The organism is Agathobaculum sp., from assembly GCF_022775115.1.
Classification (GTDB): Bacteria; Bacillota; Clostridia; order Oscillospirales; family Butyricicoccaceae; genus Agathobaculum.
In genome coordinates, this window is record NZ_JALFLA010000023.1 from 1 (window position 1) to 21,487 (window position 21,487).

The following is a 21,487-nucleotide window of genomic DNA, read 5'->3' on the forward strand; positions in this document are numbered from 1 at the left end:
GTAACAAACTGATCGCACAGCACGCCCTCCGCTGCGCTGGCCAGTTCATCCATTTCTATCTGCTCGGCCTTGCACAGCAGCGGAAATTCACAGGTGGTCAGCAGCACGGGCGGCAGATGCTCGGCCAGCCTGCGTCTCATGTATGAACGCGGAGAACGAGAACCAGATTTTGAAACATTAGAAACCATTGCTGATTTTTTCAATGTAGATATGAATTATCTTACTGGTTGGACTGACGATCCTACAAATTATGATGACCCCGATCTGATAGCGTCTATCCCCCTGTCATATATGGAGGCTTGTGATGGCGACGTAGAAAGGGCTTTCAAAATGATGGAGGCAGCGCATGAAGATGCAGCGCGGGAAAGCGCTATCGAAGCTGCTCTATCTTCTTATCTTGTTTACATTCACTACGCCGGACCTGTGGCAGCACACTTTGATGCAACGCCCGACGATGCCTATGAGCAGCGCACTATCCCAGCTGAGTGGATTGGACGACGTAAACCCGAGGACTTCTTCCTCGCTACGGTCAGCGGCGATAGTATGTATCCACAATTCCATGACGGCGACGATATACTCTGCCTTAGATGCAGTGACATGGGCGCCTCCGGTCGGATTGGTATTATGCTGCTGGGCGGCGATGAAGCCACCGTCAAGCGTATCGAGTATAAGCCTGGTGAGGATTGGATTGATCTCATTCCCATCAACCCAGAATTCAAGCCGAGGCGCATTGAAGGTGTTGATCTGGAACAGTGCCGTGTTGTCGGCCGTGTTATCAAAGTCATTCGCACGGTCGATCTGATTTGATACGCAGATACAGGAGTTACAACGATGCAAAAACTGAAAACACCTCACGCAGCTGAGTCAAACAAGCCCGGCTGCTTGAAATATGGTGCAACGGTATTCTGTGCCTTAGGTGCTTCTATCTATCTCATCATTGCTTTGACGGGATATGGTTTGACCGATACAAGCGTCCGCCCTCTTCTTTTTGTCCTGTCCGGAATTATGATAGCCGTTATCATAATCATATGGCGTCCACGGTCAAAGAAAGCAGCCGAACATCAGATTTTCGAACGAAATATTGCCATCTGATAAAATATCCGAAGATCTGATCCCAATCCAAATACCTGAGGATGACCGTGACGAATCACCCGTCTCATACATTTCCAACGGCCGAACGACTTGGCGTGCAGACGGAAAAGAGCTTACCGATGAAGATGTTGCGTATCTACGCCAAGCCAGTTACGAAAAAGCACGCCAATACTGCGAAAACAGTCCTAATCCGAAATTCCATCGCGGTTTTGATGAACGTATGGCCCAGAGCCAATTTCATACGGCCAACGCAGAATACATCGACAAACTGGAGCAGGACATATGGCTGCCGCATTTATATGACTTCCGCAGTGTAGATGAAGCTATTGCTCATGCTCAAAAAGCTTTAATCTCCGCACAAGAGCTTGCTGAGTATTGCTCAAAAACCTCCATTGGGCAACAATACTTTGAAGATATGTGGCTGCATGCACACAATAGTCGATACCCTGATTTCAGCATCATAGATAAAATCAAGGAGCGCTATAAAGATCTAACTCTGAACTACGAGGAACGCAAACATGACTTCGCTGTTCATCAAAAGCGACAGGCATTCTTGCAGATCGCTGACGACGAGGTGCTGAAGGTTATTCAGGACAATCCTGCTATCCTGCAGAAGGATCTGCACAAGCAGTTCGATTCCGACCTAAAGCCGACGATCGGTACTGCTGTCAGTCATTTAGTCAAGGCAGATAAGATCACTCGCATAAAGCACGGCAGCACCTACGAGCTATATCCAAAGTAAAAAGCTTATTATATCATCTATTGTTAAACTGGTCGATTTCGACCATGTTAAAGCCTGCAAATAAAAAATCCCGCCCCGGTGCGCCAACACCGGAACGGGACGGGGTACTGATAAACCTTCCACAGCCATCAGTACCCCTATTTTACCATACTTTTTACGGTAAGAAAGGGGTTATTTTTATGCCGAGAAAAAAACCTACACGCAAGGACAACCGCTACGAATACAAGATCACGCTCGGCCGCGACATCCACGGCAAGCCGCTGCGCAAATCCTTTTACAGTACGGTCAGCCTTGCCGATGCGAAAAAGAAAGCCGAGGAATTCCGTGTGGCATCCGAGGTATCCGCACGGACCGGCGAAGCATTCGTCCGGAAAAGTTACAACTTCGCCCAGTGGGCGCGCAAGTGGCTCAAGACCTACAAGCAGCCGTTTGTTAGTCCCAACACGCTCCAGACCTATGAGGAGATCGTGCGGCTGTATCTGGAGCCGTACTTCGGCAGTGTTGATCTGACCGATGTGCGGCCGGTCGATGTGCAGACGTTCGCCGCCATGCACAAGGGTCTGTCCGCATCGCATCTGAAGAAGATCCGTCTGTGCCTGGTGGACATCTTTGAAACGGCGATCGAGAACGACCTGTGCTACAAGAATCCGGCAAAGCGCGTGCAGTTCAGCAGCTCGGCGCACAAGCGCGTCAAGCGTGTGCTGACCGAAAAGCAGATCGCCACTGTGCGCGAGGAAGCGCTCGAGGCGTTTCCTGCCGCTGCGCTCCTGCTCGATACCGGTATGCGCCGCGGCGAGCTGCTGGGAACCATGTGGACGGACTTCGTACTCGAGCCGGGTAACGGCTCACTGCATATTCAGCGCACTGTCGTTTCCGAGGTCGGCGTGCTCAAGCTGGCCGCGCCGAAGAAGAACAGCTTCCGCACCATTCCGATCTCGGACGAGTGCATCACTCTGGTGCAGTCGCTGCCGCGCGACAGTCTATACCTTTTTCCCTCACAGACCGGCGGCCTGCAGGATACCGACCACTTTTCTCAGCGGCTCAAGAAGTTTATGACCGGCGTGCACGAGCGTCACCCGGACATTCCGGTGCTCACCTCGCACGAGATGCGCCACACCTACGGTACCAGCCTGCGCCGGAACGGCGTGGACATCTACACGATCCAGAAGATCCTCGGCCACAAGGACATTCAGGTCACCGCCGAGATCTACGTCCACAACGAACTGGAGGAACTCCGTGCAGCCGTATTCCGCAAAAAGACAGACGACAACCGTAAGGAAACCATGTCGTAAACGCTCCCCCGTGTCGTCAGAATGTCGTCAGAAAAATCTAAGTGCATAAAAAAATACCACCGAACAGTAGTTTCGGTGGTATTTTGCTGTTTTAGCGCTTGGAGAACTGCGGCGCACGGCGCGCAGCCTTCAGGCCGTACTTCTTGCGCTCCTTCATGCGCGGGTCGCGGGTCAGCAGACCGGCGGCCTTGAGCGCGGCGCGGTACTGGTCGGAGTCGGCCTGCAGCAGCGCGCGGGCGATGCCGTGGCGGATCGCACCGGCCTGACCGGTGAAGCCGCCGCCGGCGACCGTGCAGACAACGTCGAACTTGCCAGCGGTGCCGGTCACTTCAAACGGCTGGCGGCAAACCATCTTCAGCGTCTCAAGGCCGAAGTAGTTGTCGATCTCGCGGTTGTTGATCTTGATCTCACCGGTGCCGCCCGGGAACAGACGAACGCGGGCAACGGAGGACTTTCTTCTGCCGGTGCCGTAGAAATAGGCCTTTTTAGGTGTATACATCAGTTAGTTCCTCCCTTACTTGTCCCAAACTGCGGGCTTCTGAGCCTGATGGTTGTGCTCGGCGCCGGCGAACACCTTCAGACGGGTCGCGGACTGGCGGCCGATCGAGTTCTTCGGCAGCATACCCTTGACCGCCAGCTGCATAGCAAACGCGGGCTTTTCGGCCATCAGGGTCTTATACTGCACTTCCTTCAGGCCGCCCACCCAGCCGGTGTGGTGGCGGTAATACTTCTGGGTCAGCTTCTTGCCGGTCAGCACGGCCTTGTCGGCGTTGACGATGATGACAAAATCACCGCAATCGACATGGGGCGTAAACTCGGTCTTGTGCTTGCCACGCAGCAGCATGGCGGCGGTGGCGGCGGTGCGGCCAAGCGGCTTGCCCGCGGCGTCCAGCACATACCACTTACGCTCGACAGACTCTGCCTTAGCCATAAAAGTAGACATGTTCTCTTCCTCCGTTTTTATATCAAAAGTAATTTGACAACCTTTTTATGCGCTCCAAGCGAGCATATCTATTAAAACACATCACTTTGCGCAAGTCAAGCGGAAAATCTGAAATTTATTGCAAATCCGATATAATCTCTTTATTTCTCATTTAATCATATATTTTCTCTCGTTTTCTCACTTTGCAATTCAAAATTAATGTTTGCACACGCGCGGCTTTTCTGCTATATTTTCTCTATAAATATGAGTATTTTACTGGGAGATCGGAGAAGCACATGCAGAAGATGCTTTCTTATGTCCGCCGCGCGGTGGACCATTATCATATGATCGACGAGGGCGACCGCGTGGCGGTCGGTGTGTCGGGCGGCAAGGATTCGCTGACCCTGCTGACCACGCTGGCCAAACTGCGCGCGTTTTACCCGAAGCGGTTCGAGGTCGTTGCGATCACGCTCGAGATGGGCTATGAGAATATGGATTTTGCGCCCGTGCAGACGCTGTGCGACGCGCTGGAGGTCGAGTACATCCGCATCCCGACGCAGATCAAGCAGGTCGTGTTCGACATCCGGCAGGAGCAAAACCCTTGCGCGCTCTGCGCCAAGCTGCGCCGCGGCGCGCTGCACGAGGCCGCGCTGCGCGCGGGCTGCAAAAAGGTCGCGCTCGGCCACCATTTTGACGACGTGGTCGAGACATACATGCTCTCGCTGTTTTACGAGGGGCGCATCTCCTGCTTCCAGCCGGTCACCTATCTCGACCGCAGCGGTGTCACGCTCATCCGCCCGCTTTTGTACACGCCGGAATACCTTGTCCGCGCGTTTGCCGGGCGGCACGCGCTGCCCGTGGTGCACAACCCCTGCCCGGCGGACGGCAGCACCAAGCGGCAGGAAATCAAGGATCTGCTCAAGACGCTCGAGCAGACCATGCCCGGCCTGCGCGAGCGCATCTTCGGCGCGATACAGCGCTATCCGCTCAAGGGCTGGCAGCCCGACCGCACCCGTACACCCAAGCGACCCTGATGGGCAAGGCGTTGTGGTTATTTTGGTCGCTTGTTGGTTATTTCTTGGTTTTCGCAGAAAAATCTTTGTGTTATACGCAGTTTTGTGGCATACTGATAATGGAAGATAGAAATGACAGACATCTCATATAAATGGAAGACATATTCATAAAGAAAGAGAGGAGCGACATTACATGGATCACCAGAGCGAACGTTTGAAATACCTCCGCCTGCTGGCACGCGAATACCCCAATGTACGGGCGGCCAGCAGCGAGATCATCCACCTGCAGGCCATCCTGAGTCTGCCCAAGGGCACCGAGCACTTTATGAGCGACCTGCACGGCGAAGCCGAGGCCTTTGTACATATTCTCAACAACGCCTCGGGCGCGGTGCGTGAAAAGGTCGATATCGTGCTGCGGGACAGTCTGCCCTCCGACGAGTGCGCCCGCATGGCCACGCTGATCTACTACCCAGAGGAAAAGCTCGAAGAGCTGGCCGAGGCCGCGCCCAACCGCGCCGAGTGGTACCGCATCACGCTCAGCCGCCTGATCGACATCTGCCGCCTGTGCGCCTCCAAGTACACACGGGCCAAGGTGCGCCGCGCGCTGCCGCGCTGGAACGGCGACATTATCAACGAGCTGCTCAACAAGAACAACGACATTTTCAACAAGCGTGCCTACTTCGACACGGTCATCGCCTCGATCGTCGAAACCGACCGCGCCGAGGATTTCATCATCTCGATGTGCAACCTCATCAAGCGCTTGGTTGTCGACCATCTGCACATCGTGGGCGATATCTTTGACCGCGGCCCGCGCGCCGATATCATCATGGATATGCTGATGGAGCACCATTCGGTCGATATCCAGTGGGGCAACCACGACGTGCTCTGGATGGGCGCGGCCACCGGCAGCCGCACCTGCATCGCCACGGTGCTGAGCAACTCGATCACCTACAACAATCTGGAGATGATCGAGACCGGCTACGGCATCAGCCTGCGTCCGCTTTCGCTGTTTGCCGATGAGGTCTACCGGAATTCGGACGTGACCTGCTTCATGCCCAAGGCCGGCACGGAGGGCAGCGACACACCGCTCGACCGCACTCGTGCCGCGCGTATGCACAAGGCCATCGCCATCATCCAGTTCAAGCTGGAAGGGCAGACCATCCAGCGCAACCCGTCCTTCCATATGGACGACCGCCTGCTGCTGGACAAGGTCGACTACGAGGCAGGCACCGTGCAACTGCCCTCGGGCGTCTATCCGCTGCGCGACTGCGATTTCCCGACCATCGACCCGGCCGACCCGTACACCCTGACACCTGAGGAGACCGAGCTGATGGCGCAGCTCAAGCGCTCCTTCCTGCGCAGCGAAAAGCTGCAGCGCCACATCCGCTTCCTGTATTCCAAGGGCGGCCTGTATAAGTGCTTCAACGGCAACCTGCTGTTCCACGGCTGCGTGCCGATGGACGAGAACGGCGAGTTCCTCAAGTTCTCCTTCGGCGGCAAGGAGCTTTCCGGCAAGGCGCTGATGGACTGGTGCGAGACGGTCGCGCGGGAGGGCTATTACGCCCGCGAGCGGACCGACGAGCGGCAGTTCGGCAAGGATTTTCTGTGGTTCCTGTGGTGCGGCAGGCACTCGCCCTCGTTCGGCCGCGACCATATCGCAACCTTTGAGCGCCGCTTGGTCGAGGACAAGTCGACTTGGGTCGAGCCGAAAAACGCTTACTATACCTACTACAACGAGGACGAGGTATGCGTGCGCATCCTGCGCGAGTTTGGCCTTGAGGGCGATCACTGTCACATCGTCAACGGCCATGTGCCGGTCAAGACCAAGGACGGCGAGAGCCCGCTCAAGGCAGGCGGCCGCCTGATCGTCATCGACGGCGGCTTTAGCCGCGCGTACCAGTCGACCACCGGCATCGCAGGCTATACGCTGGTATATGACTCATGGGGCATCCACATCACGGCACACGAGCCGTTTCCGGGCAAGCGCACCGCGATCGAGGACAACAAGGATATCCTTTCGACCTCGATGGCCTTCGACCGCTCGGAAAGCCGTATTCGCATCAGCGAGACGGATAACGGCAAGGTGCTCCAGCAGACGATCAACGATCTGAAGGATCTGCTGTCTGCCTTCCGCCGCGGCGAGATCAAGGAGGACAACAGCGATATGGACTGACCGCTTGGCCGGTCAGTTCCTGCACGGGCAGAGATGAAACAAGGGCGCGGCGCGGAAACTTTCCGTGCCGCGCCCTTTCGCGCCTGTGTTTTATGTACCGGCCTCCTGATCCTGTAGGGAGAGCACGCCGGGCAGCGAGGCCGTCTCCTGTAGGAAGCGCTGGCGCGCCGCCGCCTGCGCCCTGCCCGGCAGCAGCACGCGCATACCGACCAGATAGCTGCCGTGCGGCGCGCGCGTGAAGGACAGGTCGTGCAGCGCGATGCCAAGCTCGTCGCACAGCCGGTTAAGCGCGATCATCACCTCGCCCATCTGTGTGCACTCGAGCTGCAAGTTCAGCTCGGCCTGCTTGCCGTAGCGCACAGCGCGCTGGATGCGCGAAAACGCGGCGAGCGTGAAGAAAATTGCCGCGCCGCCCAGCAGCGTCAGCACATAATAGCCCATGCCCGCTGCGATGCCCACGCAAGCCACCGCCCACAGGCTGGCCGCGGTCGTCAGCCCGCGCACCGAAAAGCCCTCCTTGATGATCGTGCCCGCACCGAGAAAGCCAACGCCCGAAATGACCTGCGCCGACAGCCGTCCGGGGTCGGGCGCGCTGCCAAAAGCGGCAAGCGTCTGCTCAAACAGCAGGATGCCGGTGATCGTCACCACGCAGGCGCCGAGCGAAACCAGCATGTGGGTGCGCACACCAGCCGGGCGGGCGCTGCGCTCGCGCTGCCCACCGACCAGAAAACCGATCAGCATGGCCGCGAGCAGCCGCAGCGCGATCTCGATGAAGTTGATCTCACGCATACCGTGGGTCTCCTTTTACTGCTTTTCTTTTCATTATAGCAGAAAAAGGCGGGCGGCGCAATCGCGCCGCCCGCTTGGCCTGCCGCTGTTTGGTCAGCCCGCCGCCTTCTGAAAGCGTTCCAGATAGGTTTGGGCGTTGTCGTTGTCCATGATGAGGATGAGCGTATTGCCCACCGCATCAACCTTAACGTTGCCCGGCTCGACACCGACGCATATCCACTTATAGGGGTCAGCATTTTCCGCGACGGTCTTTTTGACCGCTTCCATATCCGTGCCCTCAGCAAAGCGCGCCAGCACGATCGAGTGCGGATGCACGCTGATCATTGGCTCGGAGGCAAGGCCGGTTTCGATCGGCAGCGCATTCGTGCCGAGGAAGTAGGACAGCTCATAGCCCTGTCCGTCCGCGCCCATGCCCGGATACAGCACGGTCTGCACCATGGAGGACTGCGTCTGCGTGTCGGCATAGATTGTCTCCATCAGCGAAGCGAGCGCCGCGTCGGCCTCCGGCTCTGCCGGCTCCTCCGGTGCCTGCGCCTCATCGGCCTTGTAGCCCCAGACGGCCTCACCGTACTTCTTCATATACAGGTCGTAGTGCTCGCCGTAGCGGGCAGCGTAGACGCTTTCGATCTGCGGGTCGAAGGTATAGGGCGTGCCGTCCAGCGTGATCTCGGTCCAAGCGTGTACCGATTCATTCCCCTTGGGGCTGACGCCCTTGCCGACGACCACCTTTGCGTCGTAGCCGACCTTGCGCGCCAAATGCGTGAACGACGCCGCCCACGAATAGCAGTTGCCCTTGCCGGTTTGGAGCATACTGGTCGCCTGCGCAATATCCCAATCGGCCTGCGTGGTGTCGACTGTGCCGATACCCAGATAACCGAAGCGCTGCTTGGCGTAATCGTACATGGCGCGCAGCTTTTCCGGCTGGGTCATACGGTCGCTCACCGCCGCAGCAGCGGCCGCGGTCAGCAGCTTGTCCAACTCGGCGTTGCCGGTCGTGTAGCGGCCGTTGCGGTCAAGCGTCAGGCCGCCGACCACAGTGCCACGGTCAAACTGCTGCGCGTCATTCACATGGAACAGCTCGCCGCCGATATTATGCCAGCCCGAAGCGAGGGGCGTGGTCTCTTTTTCAAAGGTCAGCCAGCTTTCGCGGCCGTCGTTCTTCTCGTAGGTGTGGTCGGTCGTGGCTTCGAGCATGGCCAGATATGCCCAGTGGGTGTCGGGCACGTCGGGCATGACGCGGATGCCGTCGCCCGTGGCGGCCATGACCGCGTCGCCCTCACGGCCGAGCACGCGGCCGAGCATGGTCACGGCCTCGGCGCGGGTGATGCGCGCGTCCGGGCGGAACGTGCCGTCCGGGTAGCCGCCGGTCCAGCCCTGCGCCAGCGCGGTCTGCACGGCCTCATGCGCCCAGTGGGAGGCGGGCACGTCGGTAAATTCCCTGCTCACGCCGATGCCATCATGCGGAAAGCGCGCCAGCAGGGTGACGAACTCAGCGCGGGTGATGGTCGCGTCCGGGCGGAACGTGCCGTCGGCGTAGCCGCTCAGCAACGAGAAGCCGCACAGCTCGCGCACCGCATCGGCATACCACGCGCTGTTCGGCACGTCGGTGAACAGATAATCCGCGCCGCCCGAGGACTCGGCCAGCAGACCGGCGATGAGCTGGCACGCCTCGGCGCGGGTGATGTGCGCATCCGGGCGGAATGTACCGTCAGCATAGCCGTTCATATATTGCATATGGTCGGCCGTGTTAAACGCCGGCACACCGGCGGGGGTACGGTCGTCCAGCGTGGCCGCGCAGGCCGAAACGGGCAGCGTGCTGGCCGCGATCAGGGCGGCGAGCGCCGCGCGTGCTGCTTTTTTGTTCATGGGTCGTGGTCTCCTTTGTTATCGTTCTGCCCGGTTGGACGCAGCACCCGCCCGGTTTGTTCCCCGCGCGGCGCGTTTTTTTCCGCCGCGTCGGGAGAGCGCACGACCGGGATGAGCGCGGCGGCGAACTTACCCTTGCCCTGCCGCTTGACATAGAAGAACCCGATGATCGAAAAGGCCACCGCGCCGATGAAGTTGACCTGCAAGTCCTTCATCGTGTCGATCAGGCCGATATCAATATAGCCGCCCGGAAATTCCATCCAGTCCTGCCCGTTGACAAACAGGCTGTCGATCGTCTCATGCTCGACGATGTTCAAGCCGTCCGGATTGAGCAGCACCGAATTGACCTGCTGCACGACAAAGTCCTTCTGCATGTCTGTGCCGAGCATCTGATCCATGCCGAACTCGAAAAATTCCCACAACACACCGATCGTCATGGAAAAACAGAACGCCACGATCGCCAAGAACAGCGGCGACAGCTCAAACGTAAACCGTTTGCTGCGGTTGAACAGATCGACCAGCGCAAAGCCGACCGCGGCGAACAAAAAGCCGTTGATCGTGTGCAGCATGGTGTCCCAGCCGGGGATGATGGTGTAAAACGAGTTGATCTCGCCCAATATCTCGGCCGCGTAAATAAAGCAGTAGATAATGCCCTCCATCACGGGCGGGATGTCGATCGCAAGCTGTTTTTCCAGCAGCATGGGCACGGTGAACAGAATAAGCGCCAGCACGCAGACGAACACGTTTTCAAACCGCTGCATAAAGGCCGAGCGGATGAGCGTCGCCACGATTAGAGCGGACAGTACGCCGCGCACGGTCAGGCGGCGGCGCACTCTCCGCCGCGTATCAGCCGCTTTTTCCGACATGGTGCGGCCTTGCTGCTGTTTTTTTGCCATATCTTTTCCTTTCCCATCATTGTGATAAATATACCTGCATGGCAAACAGTATAACAGCTTTTTCCGAAAAAGGGAAGCAGACTTTGGGCAATGCCGCCCGCTGCGCCGCGCGGGACGCATTTGCCCGACAGGCCGGTTTGTGCTATAATTCGGTTATACGCCGCTCTTGCACCAGCCTGCGGCCAGCGCGCCCCGCCGCGCTATCACGACAAGGAGCGAACACCCAAATGACCATCACACACGCAAGCCCTGCCGACCTTGCCGCGCTCTGCGCGGTCGAAGCCGCCTGCTTTCCCCCGGCCGAGGCGGCGGATGAGCATACCCTGCGCGAGCGGCTGGCCGTTTTCCCCGACCATTTTTGGCTGCTGTGGGAGCATGGCCGCCTGCTTTCCTTTGTCAACGGCATGGCGACCGACGAGCCTGACCTGCGCGACCAGATGTACACTGACGCTGCGCTCCACCGCCCGGACGGCCGCTGGCAGATGATCTTCGGCGTGGATACCATTCCCGCCCGGCGGCGGGAGGGACTTGCCGGGCGGCTGCTGCGCCGCGTCATCGAGGACACGCGGGCGCACGGACGGCGCGGCCTTGTGCTAACCTGCAAGCAGGCGCTCACGCCCTATTACGCGGGCTTTGGCTTTGTCAACGAGGGCGTGTCCGGCTCGGCGCACGGCGGCGCGGTTTGGTACGCCATGCGCCTGACCCTGTGAGGAGGCCGCCATGCTCACCTATCACCTGAACCCGCACACCGGCACGCCGCTGTATGAGCAGCTTTACCGGGCGCTGCGCGCGGATATCATGTCGGGTGCACTTACAGGCGGCGAAAAGCTGCCCAGCAAGCGGCAGCTTGCCGCGCACCTGCGCGTCAGCCAGATCACGGTGGAAACGGCGTACAGCCAACTGCTGGCCGAAGGCTATCTCTCCTCTGTGCCGCGCCGCGGCTATTTTGTGCAGCAGCAGCTGGCTGTGCCGCCCGTCGTCTCCTCCGCCGCGCCGCAGCCGTCCTCCGTCTCCCCCGCCGCGCCCGCGGACGATTGCCGGTTTGACTTTCGCACCAACATCGTCGACACCGGCTGCTTCCCATTCTCCATCTGGGCGCGCCTGTCCCGCAGCGTGCTGAACGAATACGCCGACCACCTGCTGCGCGCGACTGAGCCGGGTGGCGCCTACCCGCTGCGCGCGCAGATCGCGCGGTATCTGCACGATTTTCGCGGCATCACCGTCTCGCCGGACAACATTTTGGTCGGCGCTGGCTCAGAATACCTCATCCATCTGGTCATCCGCCTGCTCGGCGCGGAACGCAGCTATGCGCTCGAAAACCCCGGCTACCGCAAGCTGTACCAGATCTTCGCGGCAAACGGCGCAGCTGTACGCCCGCTGCCGCTCGACAAGCACGGCCTGCGCACCGATGCGCTGGAAAAAAGCGATGCCTCCGCCGTCTATCTGACGCCCTCGCACCATTTCCCGCTCGGCTCGGTCATGCCGGCCGCGCGCCGGCTCGAGCTGCTGCGCTGGGCTGCCGCCGCGCCCGACCGCTATATCATCGAGGACGACTACGACAGCGAGTTCCGCTACGTCTCGCGTCCTATCCCCGCCTTGGGCGAGCTCGACCACGCCGGGCGCGTGATCTACGTCAACACCTTTGCCAAAAGCCTTGCCCCTTCGCTGCGCATCGGCTATCTGGTGCTGCCCGAGCCGCTCATGGCGCGCTACCGCGCGCAGTTCTCACTCTACGCGGCCACCGTGCCCAGCTTTGAGCAGTATACGCTTGCCGAATTCATGCGCACCGGCGGCTTTGAGCGGCACATCAGCCGCAGTCGTAAGGTTTATCAGTCCCGCCGCGACGCGCTGCTGGCCGCGCTCGCGCGCGAGCTGCGCGGCCTGCCGCACGAGGTCTCGCGCGCGGAGGCCGGGCTGCATCTGCTGCTGCACATGCGCAACGGTATGCTTGAGCAAACGCTGATCGAGCGCGCGCGCGCCGTAGGGGTGCGCGTTTACGGCCTGTCTGCCTACTATACCCCGCCCGTCAAGCCGCCGCGCGCAACGCTCGTGCTCGGCTACGCGGGTCTGAACGAACGGCAGATAAGCGAGGCCGTCCGGCTGCTGCGGCAGGCATGGAGCGCGTCCGGCTGAAGACGGCGCGCGAGAATTTTTCGCCCAGCATTCTATTGAACAACCGGCTGCACACCGCACAGCAGCCGGTTGTTTGCGCGCTCTGGGCAAGCTGCTGTGGAAAATGCTCCCAGCCGCTGTTGTTTTGTCCATTATCCCGCATTGACGGCCGCCGCGCTGCGCGCTATAATAGGAAACAAAAATATGAGGTTTCGTTTCCTATGCGAGAGCAGATCATCGCCGCCTCAATCGACAGTCTGCGGCAGGAGGGTCTTAGATTTTCCGTGGATACCTTGGCCGAAAGGCTCAGAATATCCAAGAAAACCATTTACAAATATTTTCCGGACAAAGAGGCGCTTGCCCGCGCCCTGTATCAGACATACTATGACGAAGCAGTCAGGCGTTTGAACGCGCTGCTCGGCGCGCACGCTGCACCTGACGCGCTGCTTCACCTTTATTTTGATTCCAAAATGATGATCCGCGACGATATTTTCAACAAATATAAGCTCAACGATGCCATCCACGCCTACGCCGCCGGGCGGCATGACGCGCTTTGGGCGCAGCTCTGCGCCGCGCTCCCCGGCGCTTCCGCAGCGGACGGGGATGCGCTTCGCATCATCATTGACGGGTCGTTTGAAAAGCTGTGCCGTGTCAAGGCCGCACCGGACGCTGTGATTGAAAGGCTGGTGACTTTGCTGTGATTGTCGGACTTTTGCGTATTTTTGCCATCGTATGCGCCGCCTTTGTCTGCGGCAGACTGGTCTCCCGCGTGAAACTGCCCGCCATCCTCGGCTGGCTGATCGCCGGCATTGTCTTTGGCCCTTATCTGGCTGGTGTGGTAACGCAGGATATTATGGACGCGCTGTGGTTTCGGGTTTTCATCAAATTTTTCGAGTGCTTTGCCGGTGTGATGATCGGGCGGGAGATCATCTTCAAAAAGCTGGCCTCATCGGGCAAGCAGATCGTCGGCATCACCTTCGTACAGTCTATTGGTACGTTTTTGCTGGTGTCCACCGTGTTCGCCGCCGTCTTTTCGGTGACGGGCGTGCCGGTGTATGTGGCGTTTCTCTTCGGCGGTATCGCGCTGGCGACTGCGCCCGCGCCCGCGCTTTCCATCGTCAATGAATACCACACCAGCGGCCCGGTGACCAAGACGCTCATCCCACTCGCAGCCATTGATGATATCATCGGCGTTGTCGTATTCTTCACGGTCATCTCCATTCTCAGCGGCACGCGCGGCGGCGCGGGCACCTCGCCGCTTGCCATTGTGGGCATCGTTGTGCTGCCCTTTGTGATCGGCATCCTGACCGGACTGTGCGCCGCCTTCGTCCTCCGGCGGCTGCGGAGCGGCCAAGGCCGCTTTGTCGCGCTGACACTGTTCTTGTGCCTGTCCACGCTTTGCGGCCTGCTGGTCGACCGGTATGTGTTCCACGCGCTGCGCCTGAACTATCTGCTGATCGGCATGGCATTCAGTGCGACGGTGGTCAACCTGCTGCCCGAAGCCGCGCTCACCGAGGCGCTTGCGCGGTACGCCCCGCTGTTGCGGCTGTCGCTTGTGATCGTCATCGTCAACCTTGGTATGCCGCTCGACTACCGCCTGATTGCGGGCGCGGGCGGGTATACGGCGGTGTATATCCTCTCCCGGGCGGCCGGCAAGATCGGCGGCGCATACCTTGGCGGCAAGCTGACCCATGCCGCGCCGACGGTAACCAAATATCTGGGGCTGACGCTGCTGCCGCACGCCGGTGTCTCCCTTGTATTCACCGGCATCGCTGTTTCCACGCTGACGGCGATTGATGCCTCCCTCGCTGCCATCGTTTCCGGCACGATTGCCGCCGCCGCGATCATTAATGAGATCATCGCGGTCATCGCCGCCAAATTTGCCTTCCAGCTGGCGGGCGAGACCAAGCAGTAACAGCCAGACAAAACACAATCTAAACTGCCCGAAACGCATGTTTTCGGGCAGTTTTTTCATTGATGTACATCTTGCCATGAGCGTACCACAGCGCCATCCGCCCTCTTGACAGCGTTGGTAAGCTGTGGTAAACTGAAATTAGCTTGTGCTAACCAAAGTGCGTACAGCGCTGCTTTGCAGGCAGCGCGCGGCCCCTCAGTTAGTACTCGCTAATAGGGCAAGCCCGTCCCGGGGACACGCTGCGCGCATCCCCCGCGTCGGCTATGCGGCGGGCGATATCCCGCAAAAATGCAGAACCATGCCGTGCATTGGGGGTGACAATTTGAAACAGCATCGTTTTTGGGCTTGGGCGGCCATTATCTGCATGGTGATGGCCATGATGACCGGAATGCGTCACAAATAAAAAAGGAGGAATTTGTCATGGAAATTTATAAAGGAATCGCCCTGTTCGCAGCGGGCACGCTGTTCGGCTCGGCCGGCATCAAGCTGCTGTCCAGCAGGGACGCCAAAAAGGTCTACACCCACACGGCGGCGGCCGCGCTGCGGGTGAAGGAATGCGCGATGGAGGCGGTGACCTCCGTGCAGGAGAACGCCGCAGATATTCTGGCCGCGGCAAACGACATCAACGAGAAACGCGCGGCGCAGGAAGCAGAGGACTGCCGCGTGCAGGACGATACCGCAGCGATGGACTGAGCGGCGTGTATGCCGTACATAGAGAGAGCCGCGGCAACGGCTCTCTTTTCCGTTACCGGAGGTCGAGATGAAGTTTCAAATCATGCATGAAAGCAGCGGGCGCATCCGCGTTCGTATGCTGCAAAAGCGGATGACCATCGAGCAGGCCGACCTGCTTGCGGCCTATCTGCAAAGCCTGTCCTGTGTGCGGCGGGCGGATGTACACGAGCGCACCCGCTGCGCCGTGATTTATTACCGGAGCACACGCGCCGAATTGCTGCGGCAGCTCGGGCGGTTTTCCTATGCCATGCACGGCATAGCCGAGCTTGCGCCGACGCACAGCGGACGCGCGCTCAACCGCCGCTATCAGGAAAAGCTGGTCGGGATGACGGCCTTCAAGGCCTTCCGCAGCCTGTTTTTCCCGGCGCCGCTGCGCGTCGCCTACACGCTGTGGAGCGCGATCCCGTATCTGCTGCGCGGGCTGCGCTGCCTACTGCGCGGCCAGCTGCGCGTTGAGCTGCTGGACGGCCTGTCAATCGGCCTATCGATGGCACGGCGCGACTTCGGCACGGCCGGTTCGGTCATGTTTCTGCTGGGCGTGGGCGAGCTGCTCGAGGAATGGACGCACAAAAAATCCGTCGACGATCTGGCGCGCTGCATGTCGCTGGGCGTCGACCGCGTTTGGCTCCAGACTCCCTCGGGCGAGGTGCTCACGCCGCTGGCGCAGATTGCAGCGGGCGACCGCATTGCTGTGCGCATGGGCGGCCTGATCCCGCTGGACGGTGTAATTGAAGCGGGCGAGGTCATGGTCAATCAGGCTTCGATGACCGGCGAGTCCATCCCCGTGCCCAAGCGCCCCGGCGCAACGGTATACGCCGGCACGGTGGTCGAGGAGGGCGAGTGCAGCCTGCGTGTCGGCCAGCAGTCGGGCAGCAGCCGCTATGACAAGATCGTCGCCATGATCGAGCAGTCGGAAAAGCTCAAATCCTCCGCCGAGAGCCGCGCGTCCGATCTGGCCGACCGGCTCGTACCCTACACGCTTGCGGGCAGCGGCCTTGCCTATCTGCTCACGCGCAATCTCACCCAAGCGCTGTCCGTGCTGATGGTGGATTTTTCCTGTGCGCTCAAGCTGGCCATGCCGCTGGCTGTTCTCTCCGCCATGCGTGAGGCGGGCGGCTGCTACGCGACCGTCAAGGGCGGCAAATATCTGGAGGCCATCGCCCGCGCGGATACGATCGTATTCGACAAGACCGGCACGCTGACCCACGCCTGCCCGGTGGTGGCCGACGTGATTCCCTTCGGCGGGCACGACAAGGACGAGATGCTCCGTCTTGCCGCCTGTTTGGAGGAGCATTTCCCACACTCTATGGCCAACGCCGTCGTGCAGGCCGCGCGGGAGCGAGGACTCTCCCATGAGGAGCTACATTCCAAGGTGGAATATCTGGTGGCGCACGGCATTTCCAGCACGGTCGGCGGCCAACGGGTGATTGTGGGCAGCGCCCATTTTGTATTCGAGGATGAAGCCTGCGTGATACCGGCGGGCGAGCAGGCGCGCTTTGACGCGCTGCCGGCGCAGTATTCCCATCTGTATCTCGCGCTTGGCGGCCAGCTGGCGGCGGTGATCTGCATTGCCGATCCTCTGCGCGCCGAGGCGGACGCGGTCGTCAACACCCTGCGCCGCTTGGGTATCGGCAAGCTGGTTATGCTCACCGGCGACAGCGAGCGCACCGCAGCCGCCATTGCGGCACAGGTCGGCGTGGACGAGTACCATTCCGAGGTGCTGCCGGAGGACAAGGCGCGCTTTGTCGAGGCCGAGCGTGCCGCGGGGCGCACGGTGATGATGCTCGGCGACGGCATCAACGACGCACCTGCGCTGTCCGCCGCCGATGTCGGCATTGCAATCAGCGACGGCGCGGCCATCGCGCGCGAAATCGCGGATGTCACGATCGCTGCGGACAACCTGTTCGAGCTGGTCAGCCTGCGGATGATTGCCGTCAGCCTGATGCGCCGCATTGATGCCAATTACCGCTTTGTCATCGGCTTCAACAGCAGCCTGATCGTCCTCGGCATCGCCGGTCTGCTCACGCCCTCGGCCTGCGCGCTGCTGCACAACCTGTCCACGCTTGGCGTCAGCCTGCACAGTATGACCGATCTGCTCCGGCACAACGCCCTGCCGCCCGCCGGTCTGCCCAGCCCGGACACACCGGAATAACGCCGCGCAACAAGCTGCAACACCCCTCCATGATATCGCAACGAGGCGTAAAACAGTGCAGCATCCCACAAAAATGTGAAAATTTCTACTGTCTGCACAAAGGAACGCCCGAACACTTTTGCGTCCGGGCGTTCCCCTCGGTATTCAGATAACGGTTTTCGCCGGCTCTCGCCCGGTCAAACTGCCGGACAGGACGAGCCACCCTTTACCATGTCCTCCGTGCGGCTCGCAGCTTTTCAGTGTCGATACTGCGCAATGACCGCCTATCCGCGACACGGCGGAGCGTTTTTTCACTCGTCGCCCATCGACAGCCCGAGATCGCGCGCGGCCTGCACGATATCGCTGTCCGGCGGCACGGTCTTAAGCTTGCCTGCAACCTCGCTGAGCGGCACGGGTACGATGCGGTTGCTCTGCACCGCAACCATGTTGCCAAACCTGCCCTCACGGATCAGATTTGCCGCAGCAACACCCAGCCGGGTGGTCAGCAGGCGGTCGGCCGGGCAGGGCGCGCCGCCGCGCTGGTAATGGCCGGGGATGGTCACGCGGATCTCGTGCCCGGTCAGCTCTTTCAGCTCATCCGCCAGCCGGTAGGATATCGAGGGATAGGGCATATTCTCCCGCGCGGCCTTGAACTCCTTTTTGCTCATCGCGGCCTCCTGCCGGCTGATCGCGCCCTCGGCCACGGCGAGGATGGAAAAGCGCTTGCCGCTTTTTTCGCGCCGCTCGATGGCCTTGGCGATCGCCTTGGCCGAATACGGTATCTCAGGGATGACGATGATATCCGCACCGGACGCGATGCCTGCGTACAGCGTCAGCCATCCGGCCTTGTGCCCCATGACCTCGACAATGAACACGCGCGAATGTGAGAACGCAGTCGAATGGATGGAGTCGATCACGGTCGTGGCAATGTCGATGGCCGACTGAAAGCCAAATGTGACCTCAGTGCCCCAGAGGTCGTTGTCGATCGTCTTGGGCAGGGTGACGACATTGACCCCGTTCTGCGACAGCAGGTTTGCCGTTTTATGCGTGCCGTTGCCGCCCAGAATGACAAGACAGTCAAACTCCGCCTCCTTGATGGTTTTGAGCATCTTTTGCAGCCGTGTCTCCTCGCTGTCCTCGGCCGTTTTCTGCATCTGCTTAAAGGGCTGGCGCGAGGTGCCGAGGATGGTGCCGCCCACGGTCAATATATCCGAGAAATCGCGCGGGTTCATCTCGTGGTAGTCGCCCTCGATCAGACCGCGGTAGCCGTCCCGGATGCCGTACAGTCTTGCCTTGTCCCCAAGCTCGTGGTACAGTGTCTTGGCAACGCCGCGCAGCGCTGCGTTCAAACCCTGACAGTCGCCGCCGCTGGTCAACATTCCGATCTTCATATTGCTTGCCCTCCTTACCATTTTCCCAAAGTTGGTATCTTTTATTGTACGCCCTTTTCCGTCGCTTGAAAAGGGCAATCGGTAAAAAACCCTTTTTTATGCAGATGGAGCGCTTTGGCTGGAAAGCTGCCCGCCGCTGTGGTATAATTACAATATCAAAGCACCGCGCAGCCTTTTGCGTTTTGCGCGGAGACCGTCGCTAAAAGGGGGAAAGCCGCTATGACACAAGCGATTTGGGAGCAGGGCTATACGCAGAACCGCGAGCTGTCGTGGCTCGCGTTCAACGCCCGTGTGCTGGCGGAGGCCGAGGATGAGGCCGTTCCGCTGCTCGAACGCCTGAAATTCCTGTCGATTTTCAGCAGCAATCTGGATGAGTTTTTTATGATCCGCGTCGGCAGCCTGTGCGACATGGCCGCGGTCGACAAGGCGCATATCGACAAGAAGTCCGGCATGACCGCCAAGGAGCAGCTCCGGCGTATCTATGCCGCCGTCGGCCCGCTGTATACGCGGCGCGACGCGGCCTTTGCCGATATTGAGCAGAAGCTCTGCCGCGAGGGGCTGTGCCACATCGGCTTTGCCGAGCTTGAGCCGGATGAGCTGAAATACATCAAGCAGTATTTCAAAAGTGTAGTGGCACCCGTGCTCTCGCCGCAGATCGTCGACGCGCACCACCCCTTCCCCCATCTCGAGGGCAAGGTGCCGCACATCGCCGCGCTGCTCGGCCACAAAAAGACCGAGCGCCTCGGCCTGCTGCCTGTGCCGTCCGCGCTGCCCGCACTGGTGTTCCTGCCCGGCCGCGGCGGGCGCTATATGCCCATCGAGACTCTGCTGTACGAATACGCCGATCAAGTGTTCGGCATGTACGACATGCTCGAAAAGACCATTTTCTGCGTCACCCGCAACGCCGATATCAATCCGGACGACGCGGTTTTTGACGCGGGGGAGGGCGATTTCCGCAAAAAGATGGAAAAACTGCTGCGCCGCCGCCGCCGCATGGCGGTCGTGCGGGTCGAGCTGAGCCGCCCGGTCAGCGAGCATTTCACCCAGTATTTTCGCAGCCGCTTTGACGTAAGCGACCACCAGCTCTTTGTCTCGCGCAAGGCGCCGCTCAAAATGAGCTATGCCTTCAGCCTTGGCGAGCACCTGCCCGAAAAGCGGCGCATGGCGCTCTCCGACCCGCCGTTCACACCCCAGCAGCCCGCTATGCTGCCCCCGGGGCAGAGCCTGCTGCGCGCCGCGCTGCGGCAGGACATTCTGCTGTCCTACCCCTACGAGTCGATGGAGCCCTTTCTGCAGATGATACGCGAGGCCGCAAACGACCCTGACGTGCTCTCGGTGCGCATCACCATCTACCGCTTGGCGCGCAAGGCCAAGCTGGTCGAGTATCTATGCGCTGCGGCGGAAAACGGCAAGGATGTGACCGTGCTGATCGAGCTGCGCGCCCGCTTTGACGAGCAGAACAACATCGACTGGTCGGAGCGGCTGGAGGAAGCCGGCTGCAAGATCATTTACGGCTTTGAGGACTACAAGGTACACGCCAAGATCTGCCTTATCACCCGCAAGGAGCGCGGCGCGGTGCGCCACATCACGCAGGTCGGCACGGGCAACTACAACGAAAAGACCGCCGCGCAGTATACCGATGTCTCACTCGTCACGGCGGACGACGAGATCGGCGCGGACGCGGCCGCCTTTTTCAGCAACATGGCGCTTGGCAATTTGGAGGGACAATATCAACACCTGCTGGTCGCGCCGAGCGGCTTCAAGCGCCGCATCCTCTCGCTGATCGACGAGCAGATCGGCAAGGGCAGCGAAGGCTATATCCTGCTGAAATTCAACTCGCTGACCGATATCGACGTGATCGAGCGGCTGCGGCAGGCCTCATGTGCGGACGTCACAGTCGAGCTGATCATCCGCGGCATCTGCTGTCTCAAGCCCGGCGTCAAGGGGCATACCGAGCATATCACAGTCACCAGCATCGTCGGGCGGTTTCTGGAGCATTCGCGCATCTTTGTGTTCGGCCGCGGCGCGGCGGAGAAGATGTACATCTCCTCCGCCGATCTGATGACGCGCAACACCGAGCGCCGGGTCGAGATCGCCTGTCCGATCCACGCCCCCGCGGTGCGCGCCCGCCTGCACGATATCCTGTCCGCCATGCTGCGGGATACGGCAAAGGCGCGCGTCTTGCAGCCGGACGGCAGCTACCAGCGCAAGCCGACCGGGGCCGAGCCTGTCTGCGCACAGGAGCTGCTGATGCAGCAAGCCGTCGAGCAGGCTGCCGCGCAGGCCGATACACACAGGCAGCCAGTCTCCCGCCTTGGGCGCTGGCTGCGCAAGCTGCTGGGCGATTGACAACAGAAGGGCGTGTGCAGAAGGGTTTCTGCGCACGCCCTTTTTCTTTGTTTGCCTTCTCCGCTTATCGCC

Annotated in this window: 19 protein-coding genes; 13 read left to right on the forward strand and 6 right to left on the reverse strand. The window is 60.1% G+C overall.

What is annotated here, in order from left to right; all coding sequences use genetic code 11:
* Positions 1 to 138 precede the first annotated feature (138 nt).
* The 4 genes from MR935_RS03370 to MR935_RS03385 all read left to right on the forward strand — a co-directional run bounded on the left by MR935_RS03370 (position 139) and on the right by MR935_RS03385 (position 3,126).
* A complete protein-coding gene (locus tag MR935_RS03370) occupies positions 139 to 807 on the forward strand; it encodes a helix-turn-helix domain-containing protein (protein WP_290571047.1) in 669 nt (222 codons plus the stop codon).
* A 24-nt stretch (positions 808 to 831) separates the two neighbouring features.
* Positions 832 to 1,092, forward strand: coding sequence for a hypothetical protein (locus tag MR935_RS03375; RefSeq protein ID WP_290571049.1), 261 nt, complete (start codon positions 832 to 834; stop codon positions 1,090 to 1,092).
* On the forward strand, positions 1,082 to 1,834 hold the full coding sequence (locus MR935_RS03380; RefSeq protein ID WP_290571051.1) for a hypothetical protein: 753 nt from the start codon (positions 1,082 to 1,084) through the stop codon (positions 1,832 to 1,834). The genes MR935_RS03375 and MR935_RS03380 overlap by 11 nt, the downstream gene beginning before the upstream one ends.
* Positions 1,835 to 2,013: 179 nt before the next feature.
* The gene (locus MR935_RS03385) at positions 2,014 to 3,126 is read left to right on the forward strand and encodes a tyrosine-type recombinase/integrase (RefSeq protein WP_290571053.1); all 1,113 of its coding nucleotides are present in this window, start codon (positions 2,014 to 2,016) and stop codon (positions 3,124 to 3,126) included.
* A gap of 91 nt (positions 3,127 to 3,217) precedes the next feature.
* On the opposite strand, the gene rpsI is transcribed toward MR935_RS03385, so the two are convergent.
* Together rpsI and rplM are read right to left on the reverse strand one after the other, a co-directional pair.
* Positions 3,218 to 3,625, reverse strand: a complete 408-nt coding sequence (gene rpsI / locus MR935_RS03390) for a 30S ribosomal protein S9 (RefSeq protein ID WP_290571055.1) — start codon at positions 3,623 to 3,625, stop codon at positions 3,218 to 3,220.
* Positions 3,626 to 3,640: 15 nt separating this feature from the next.
* Positions 3,641 to 4,069: a 50S ribosomal protein L13 gene (rplM, locus tag MR935_RS03395; RefSeq protein WP_290571057.1), complete on the reverse strand. Its 429-nt coding sequence runs from the start codon at positions 4,067 to 4,069 to the stop codon at positions 3,641 to 3,643.
* Between the two features lie 275 nt (positions 4,070 to 4,344).
* On the opposite strand from rplM, the gene MR935_RS03400 reads away from it, so the two are divergent.
* Together MR935_RS03400 and MR935_RS03405 are read left to right on the forward strand one after the other, a co-directional pair.
* Positions 4,345 to 5,082 (forward strand): tRNA lysidine(34) synthetase, encoded by a 738-nt coding sequence (locus MR935_RS03400; protein WP_290571059.1) that lies wholly within the window; start codon positions 4,345 to 4,347, stop codon positions 5,080 to 5,082.
* Between the two features lie 172 nt (positions 5,083 to 5,254).
* The gene (locus MR935_RS03405; protein WP_290571061.1) at positions 5,255 to 7,234 is read left to right on the forward strand and encodes a fructose-1,6-bisphosphatase; all 1,980 of its coding nucleotides are present in this window, start codon (positions 5,255 to 5,257) and stop codon (positions 7,232 to 7,234) included.
* Positions 7,235 to 7,324: 90 nt separating this feature from the next.
* Here MR935_RS03405 and MR935_RS03410 read toward each other — a convergent pair whose 3' ends face one another.
* From MR935_RS03410 to MR935_RS03420, 3 genes are all read right to left on the reverse strand, one after another.
* Entirely contained in the window at positions 7,325 to 8,023 is a 699-nt protein-coding gene (locus tag MR935_RS03410) for an MgtC/SapB family protein (RefSeq protein WP_290571063.1), read from the reverse strand.
* 93 nt (positions 8,024 to 8,116) lie between these two features.
* A complete protein-coding gene (locus MR935_RS03415; RefSeq protein WP_290571065.1) occupies positions 8,117 to 9,889 on the reverse strand; it encodes an S-layer homology domain-containing protein in 1,773 nt (590 codons plus the stop codon).
* A complete protein-coding gene (locus MR935_RS03420; protein ID WP_290571067.1) occupies positions 9,886 to 10,785 on the reverse strand; it encodes a hypothetical protein in 900 nt (299 codons plus the stop codon). Before MR935_RS03420 ends, MR935_RS03415 begins: the two co-directional genes overlap by 4 nt.
* A 227-nt stretch (positions 10,786 to 11,012) precedes the next feature.
* Here MR935_RS03420 and MR935_RS03425 point away from each other — a divergent pair, with 227 nt between their 5' ends.
* The 6 genes from MR935_RS03425 to MR935_RS03450 all read left to right on the forward strand — a co-directional run bounded on the left by MR935_RS03425 (position 11,013) and on the right by MR935_RS03450 (position 17,696).
* Positions 11,013 to 11,495 (forward strand): GNAT family N-acetyltransferase, encoded by a 483-nt coding sequence (locus MR935_RS03425; RefSeq protein WP_290571069.1) that lies wholly within the window; start codon positions 11,013 to 11,015, stop codon positions 11,493 to 11,495.
* Positions 11,496 to 11,505: 10 nt separating this feature from the next.
* Positions 11,506 to 12,918, forward strand: coding sequence for a MocR-like pyridoxine biosynthesis transcription factor PdxR (gene pdxR, locus MR935_RS03430; protein ID WP_290571071.1), 1,413 nt, complete (start codon positions 11,506 to 11,508; stop codon positions 12,916 to 12,918).
* A 200-nt stretch (positions 12,919 to 13,118) separates the two neighbouring features.
* Positions 13,119 to 13,598: a TetR/AcrR family transcriptional regulator gene (locus tag MR935_RS03435; RefSeq protein ID WP_290571073.1), complete on the forward strand. Its 480-nt coding sequence runs from the start codon at positions 13,119 to 13,121 to the stop codon at positions 13,596 to 13,598.
* The gene (locus MR935_RS03440; protein ID WP_290571075.1) at positions 13,595 to 14,812 is read left to right on the forward strand and encodes a cation:proton antiporter; all 1,218 of its coding nucleotides are present in this window, start codon (positions 13,595 to 13,597) and stop codon (positions 14,810 to 14,812) included. Before MR935_RS03435 ends, MR935_RS03440 begins: the two co-directional genes overlap by 4 nt.
* Positions 14,813 to 15,232: 420 nt before the next feature.
* Positions 15,233 to 15,505: a DUF6110 family protein gene (locus MR935_RS03445; RefSeq protein WP_290571077.1), complete on the forward strand. Its 273-nt coding sequence runs from the start codon at positions 15,233 to 15,235 to the stop codon at positions 15,503 to 15,505.
* Between the two features lie 67 nt (positions 15,506 to 15,572).
* Positions 15,573 to 17,696, forward strand: a complete 2,124-nt coding sequence (locus MR935_RS03450; RefSeq protein ID WP_290571080.1) for a heavy metal translocating P-type ATPase — start codon at positions 15,573 to 15,575, stop codon at positions 17,694 to 17,696.
* 290 nt (positions 17,697 to 17,986) lie between these two features.
* Here MR935_RS03450 and MR935_RS03455 read toward each other — a convergent pair whose 3' ends face one another.
* Entirely contained in the window at positions 17,987 to 19,066 is a 1,080-nt protein-coding gene (locus MR935_RS03455) for a 6-phosphofructokinase (RefSeq protein ID WP_290571082.1), read from the reverse strand.
* 219 nt (positions 19,067 to 19,285) lie between these two features.
* Here MR935_RS03455 and ppk1 point away from each other — a divergent pair, with 219 nt between their 5' ends.
* A complete protein-coding gene (ppk1, locus tag MR935_RS03460; RefSeq protein WP_290571084.1) occupies positions 19,286 to 21,415 on the forward strand; it encodes a polyphosphate kinase 1 in 2,130 nt (709 codons plus the stop codon).
* The last annotated feature ends 72 nt before the right edge of the window (positions 21,416 to 21,487 follow it).

Bases quoted from the DNA above. Each gene is read 5' to 3' on its own strand.
- MR935_RS03425 (WP_290571069.1), top strand. From the start codon at position 11,013: ATGACCATCACACACGCAAGCCCTGCCGACCTTGCCGCGCTCTGCGCG.
- MR935_RS03445 (WP_290571077.1), top strand. From the start codon at position 15,233: ATGGAAATTTATAAAGGAATCGCCCTGTTCGCAGCGGGCACGCTGTTC.
- MR935_RS03400 (WP_290571059.1), top strand. From the start codon at position 4,345: ATGCAGAAGATGCTTTCTTATGTCCGCCGCGCGGTGGACCATTATCAT.
- MR935_RS03435 (WP_290571073.1), top strand. From the start codon at position 13,119: ATGCGAGAGCAGATCATCGCCGCCTCAATCGACAGTCTGCGGCAGGAG.
- MR935_RS03450 (WP_290571080.1), top strand. From the start codon at position 15,573: ATGAAGTTTCAAATCATGCATGAAAGCAGCGGGCGCATCCGCGTTCGT.
- rpsI (WP_290571055.1), bottom strand. From the start codon at position 3,625: ATGTATACACCTAAAAAGGCCTATTTCTACGGCACCGGCAGAAGAAAG.
- MR935_RS03375 (WP_290571049.1), top strand. From the start codon at position 832: ATGCAAAAACTGAAAACACCTCACGCAGCTGAGTCAAACAAGCCCGGC.
- MR935_RS03370 (WP_290571047.1), top strand. From the start codon at position 139: ATGTATGAACGCGGAGAACGAGAACCAGATTTTGAAACATTAGAAACC.
- rplM (WP_290571057.1), bottom strand. From the start codon at position 4,069: ATGTCTACTTTTATGGCTAAGGCAGAGTCTGTCGAGCGTAAGTGGTAT.
- ppk1 (WP_290571084.1), top strand. From the start codon at position 19,286: ATGACACAAGCGATTTGGGAGCAGGGCTATACGCAGAACCGCGAGCTG.
- MR935_RS03410 (WP_290571063.1), bottom strand. From the start codon at position 8,023: ATGCGTGAGATCAACTTCATCGAGATCGCGCTGCGGCTGCTCGCGGCC.
- MR935_RS03385 (WP_290571053.1), top strand. From the start codon at position 2,014: ATGCCGAGAAAAAAACCTACACGCAAGGACAACCGCTACGAATACAAG.
- MR935_RS03420 (WP_290571067.1), bottom strand. From the start codon at position 10,785: ATGGCAAAAAAACAGCAGCAAGGCCGCACCATGTCGGAAAAAGCGGCT.
- MR935_RS03415 (WP_290571065.1), bottom strand. From the start codon at position 9,889: ATGAACAAAAAAGCAGCACGCGCGGCGCTCGCCGCCCTGATCGCGGCC.
- MR935_RS03455 (WP_290571082.1), bottom strand. From the start codon at position 19,066: ATGAAGATCGGAATGTTGACCAGCGGCGGCGACTGTCAGGGTTTGAAC.
- MR935_RS03405 (WP_290571061.1), top strand. From the start codon at position 5,255: ATGGATCACCAGAGCGAACGTTTGAAATACCTCCGCCTGCTGGCACGC.
- pdxR (WP_290571071.1), top strand. From the start codon at position 11,506: ATGCTCACCTATCACCTGAACCCGCACACCGGCACGCCGCTGTATGAG.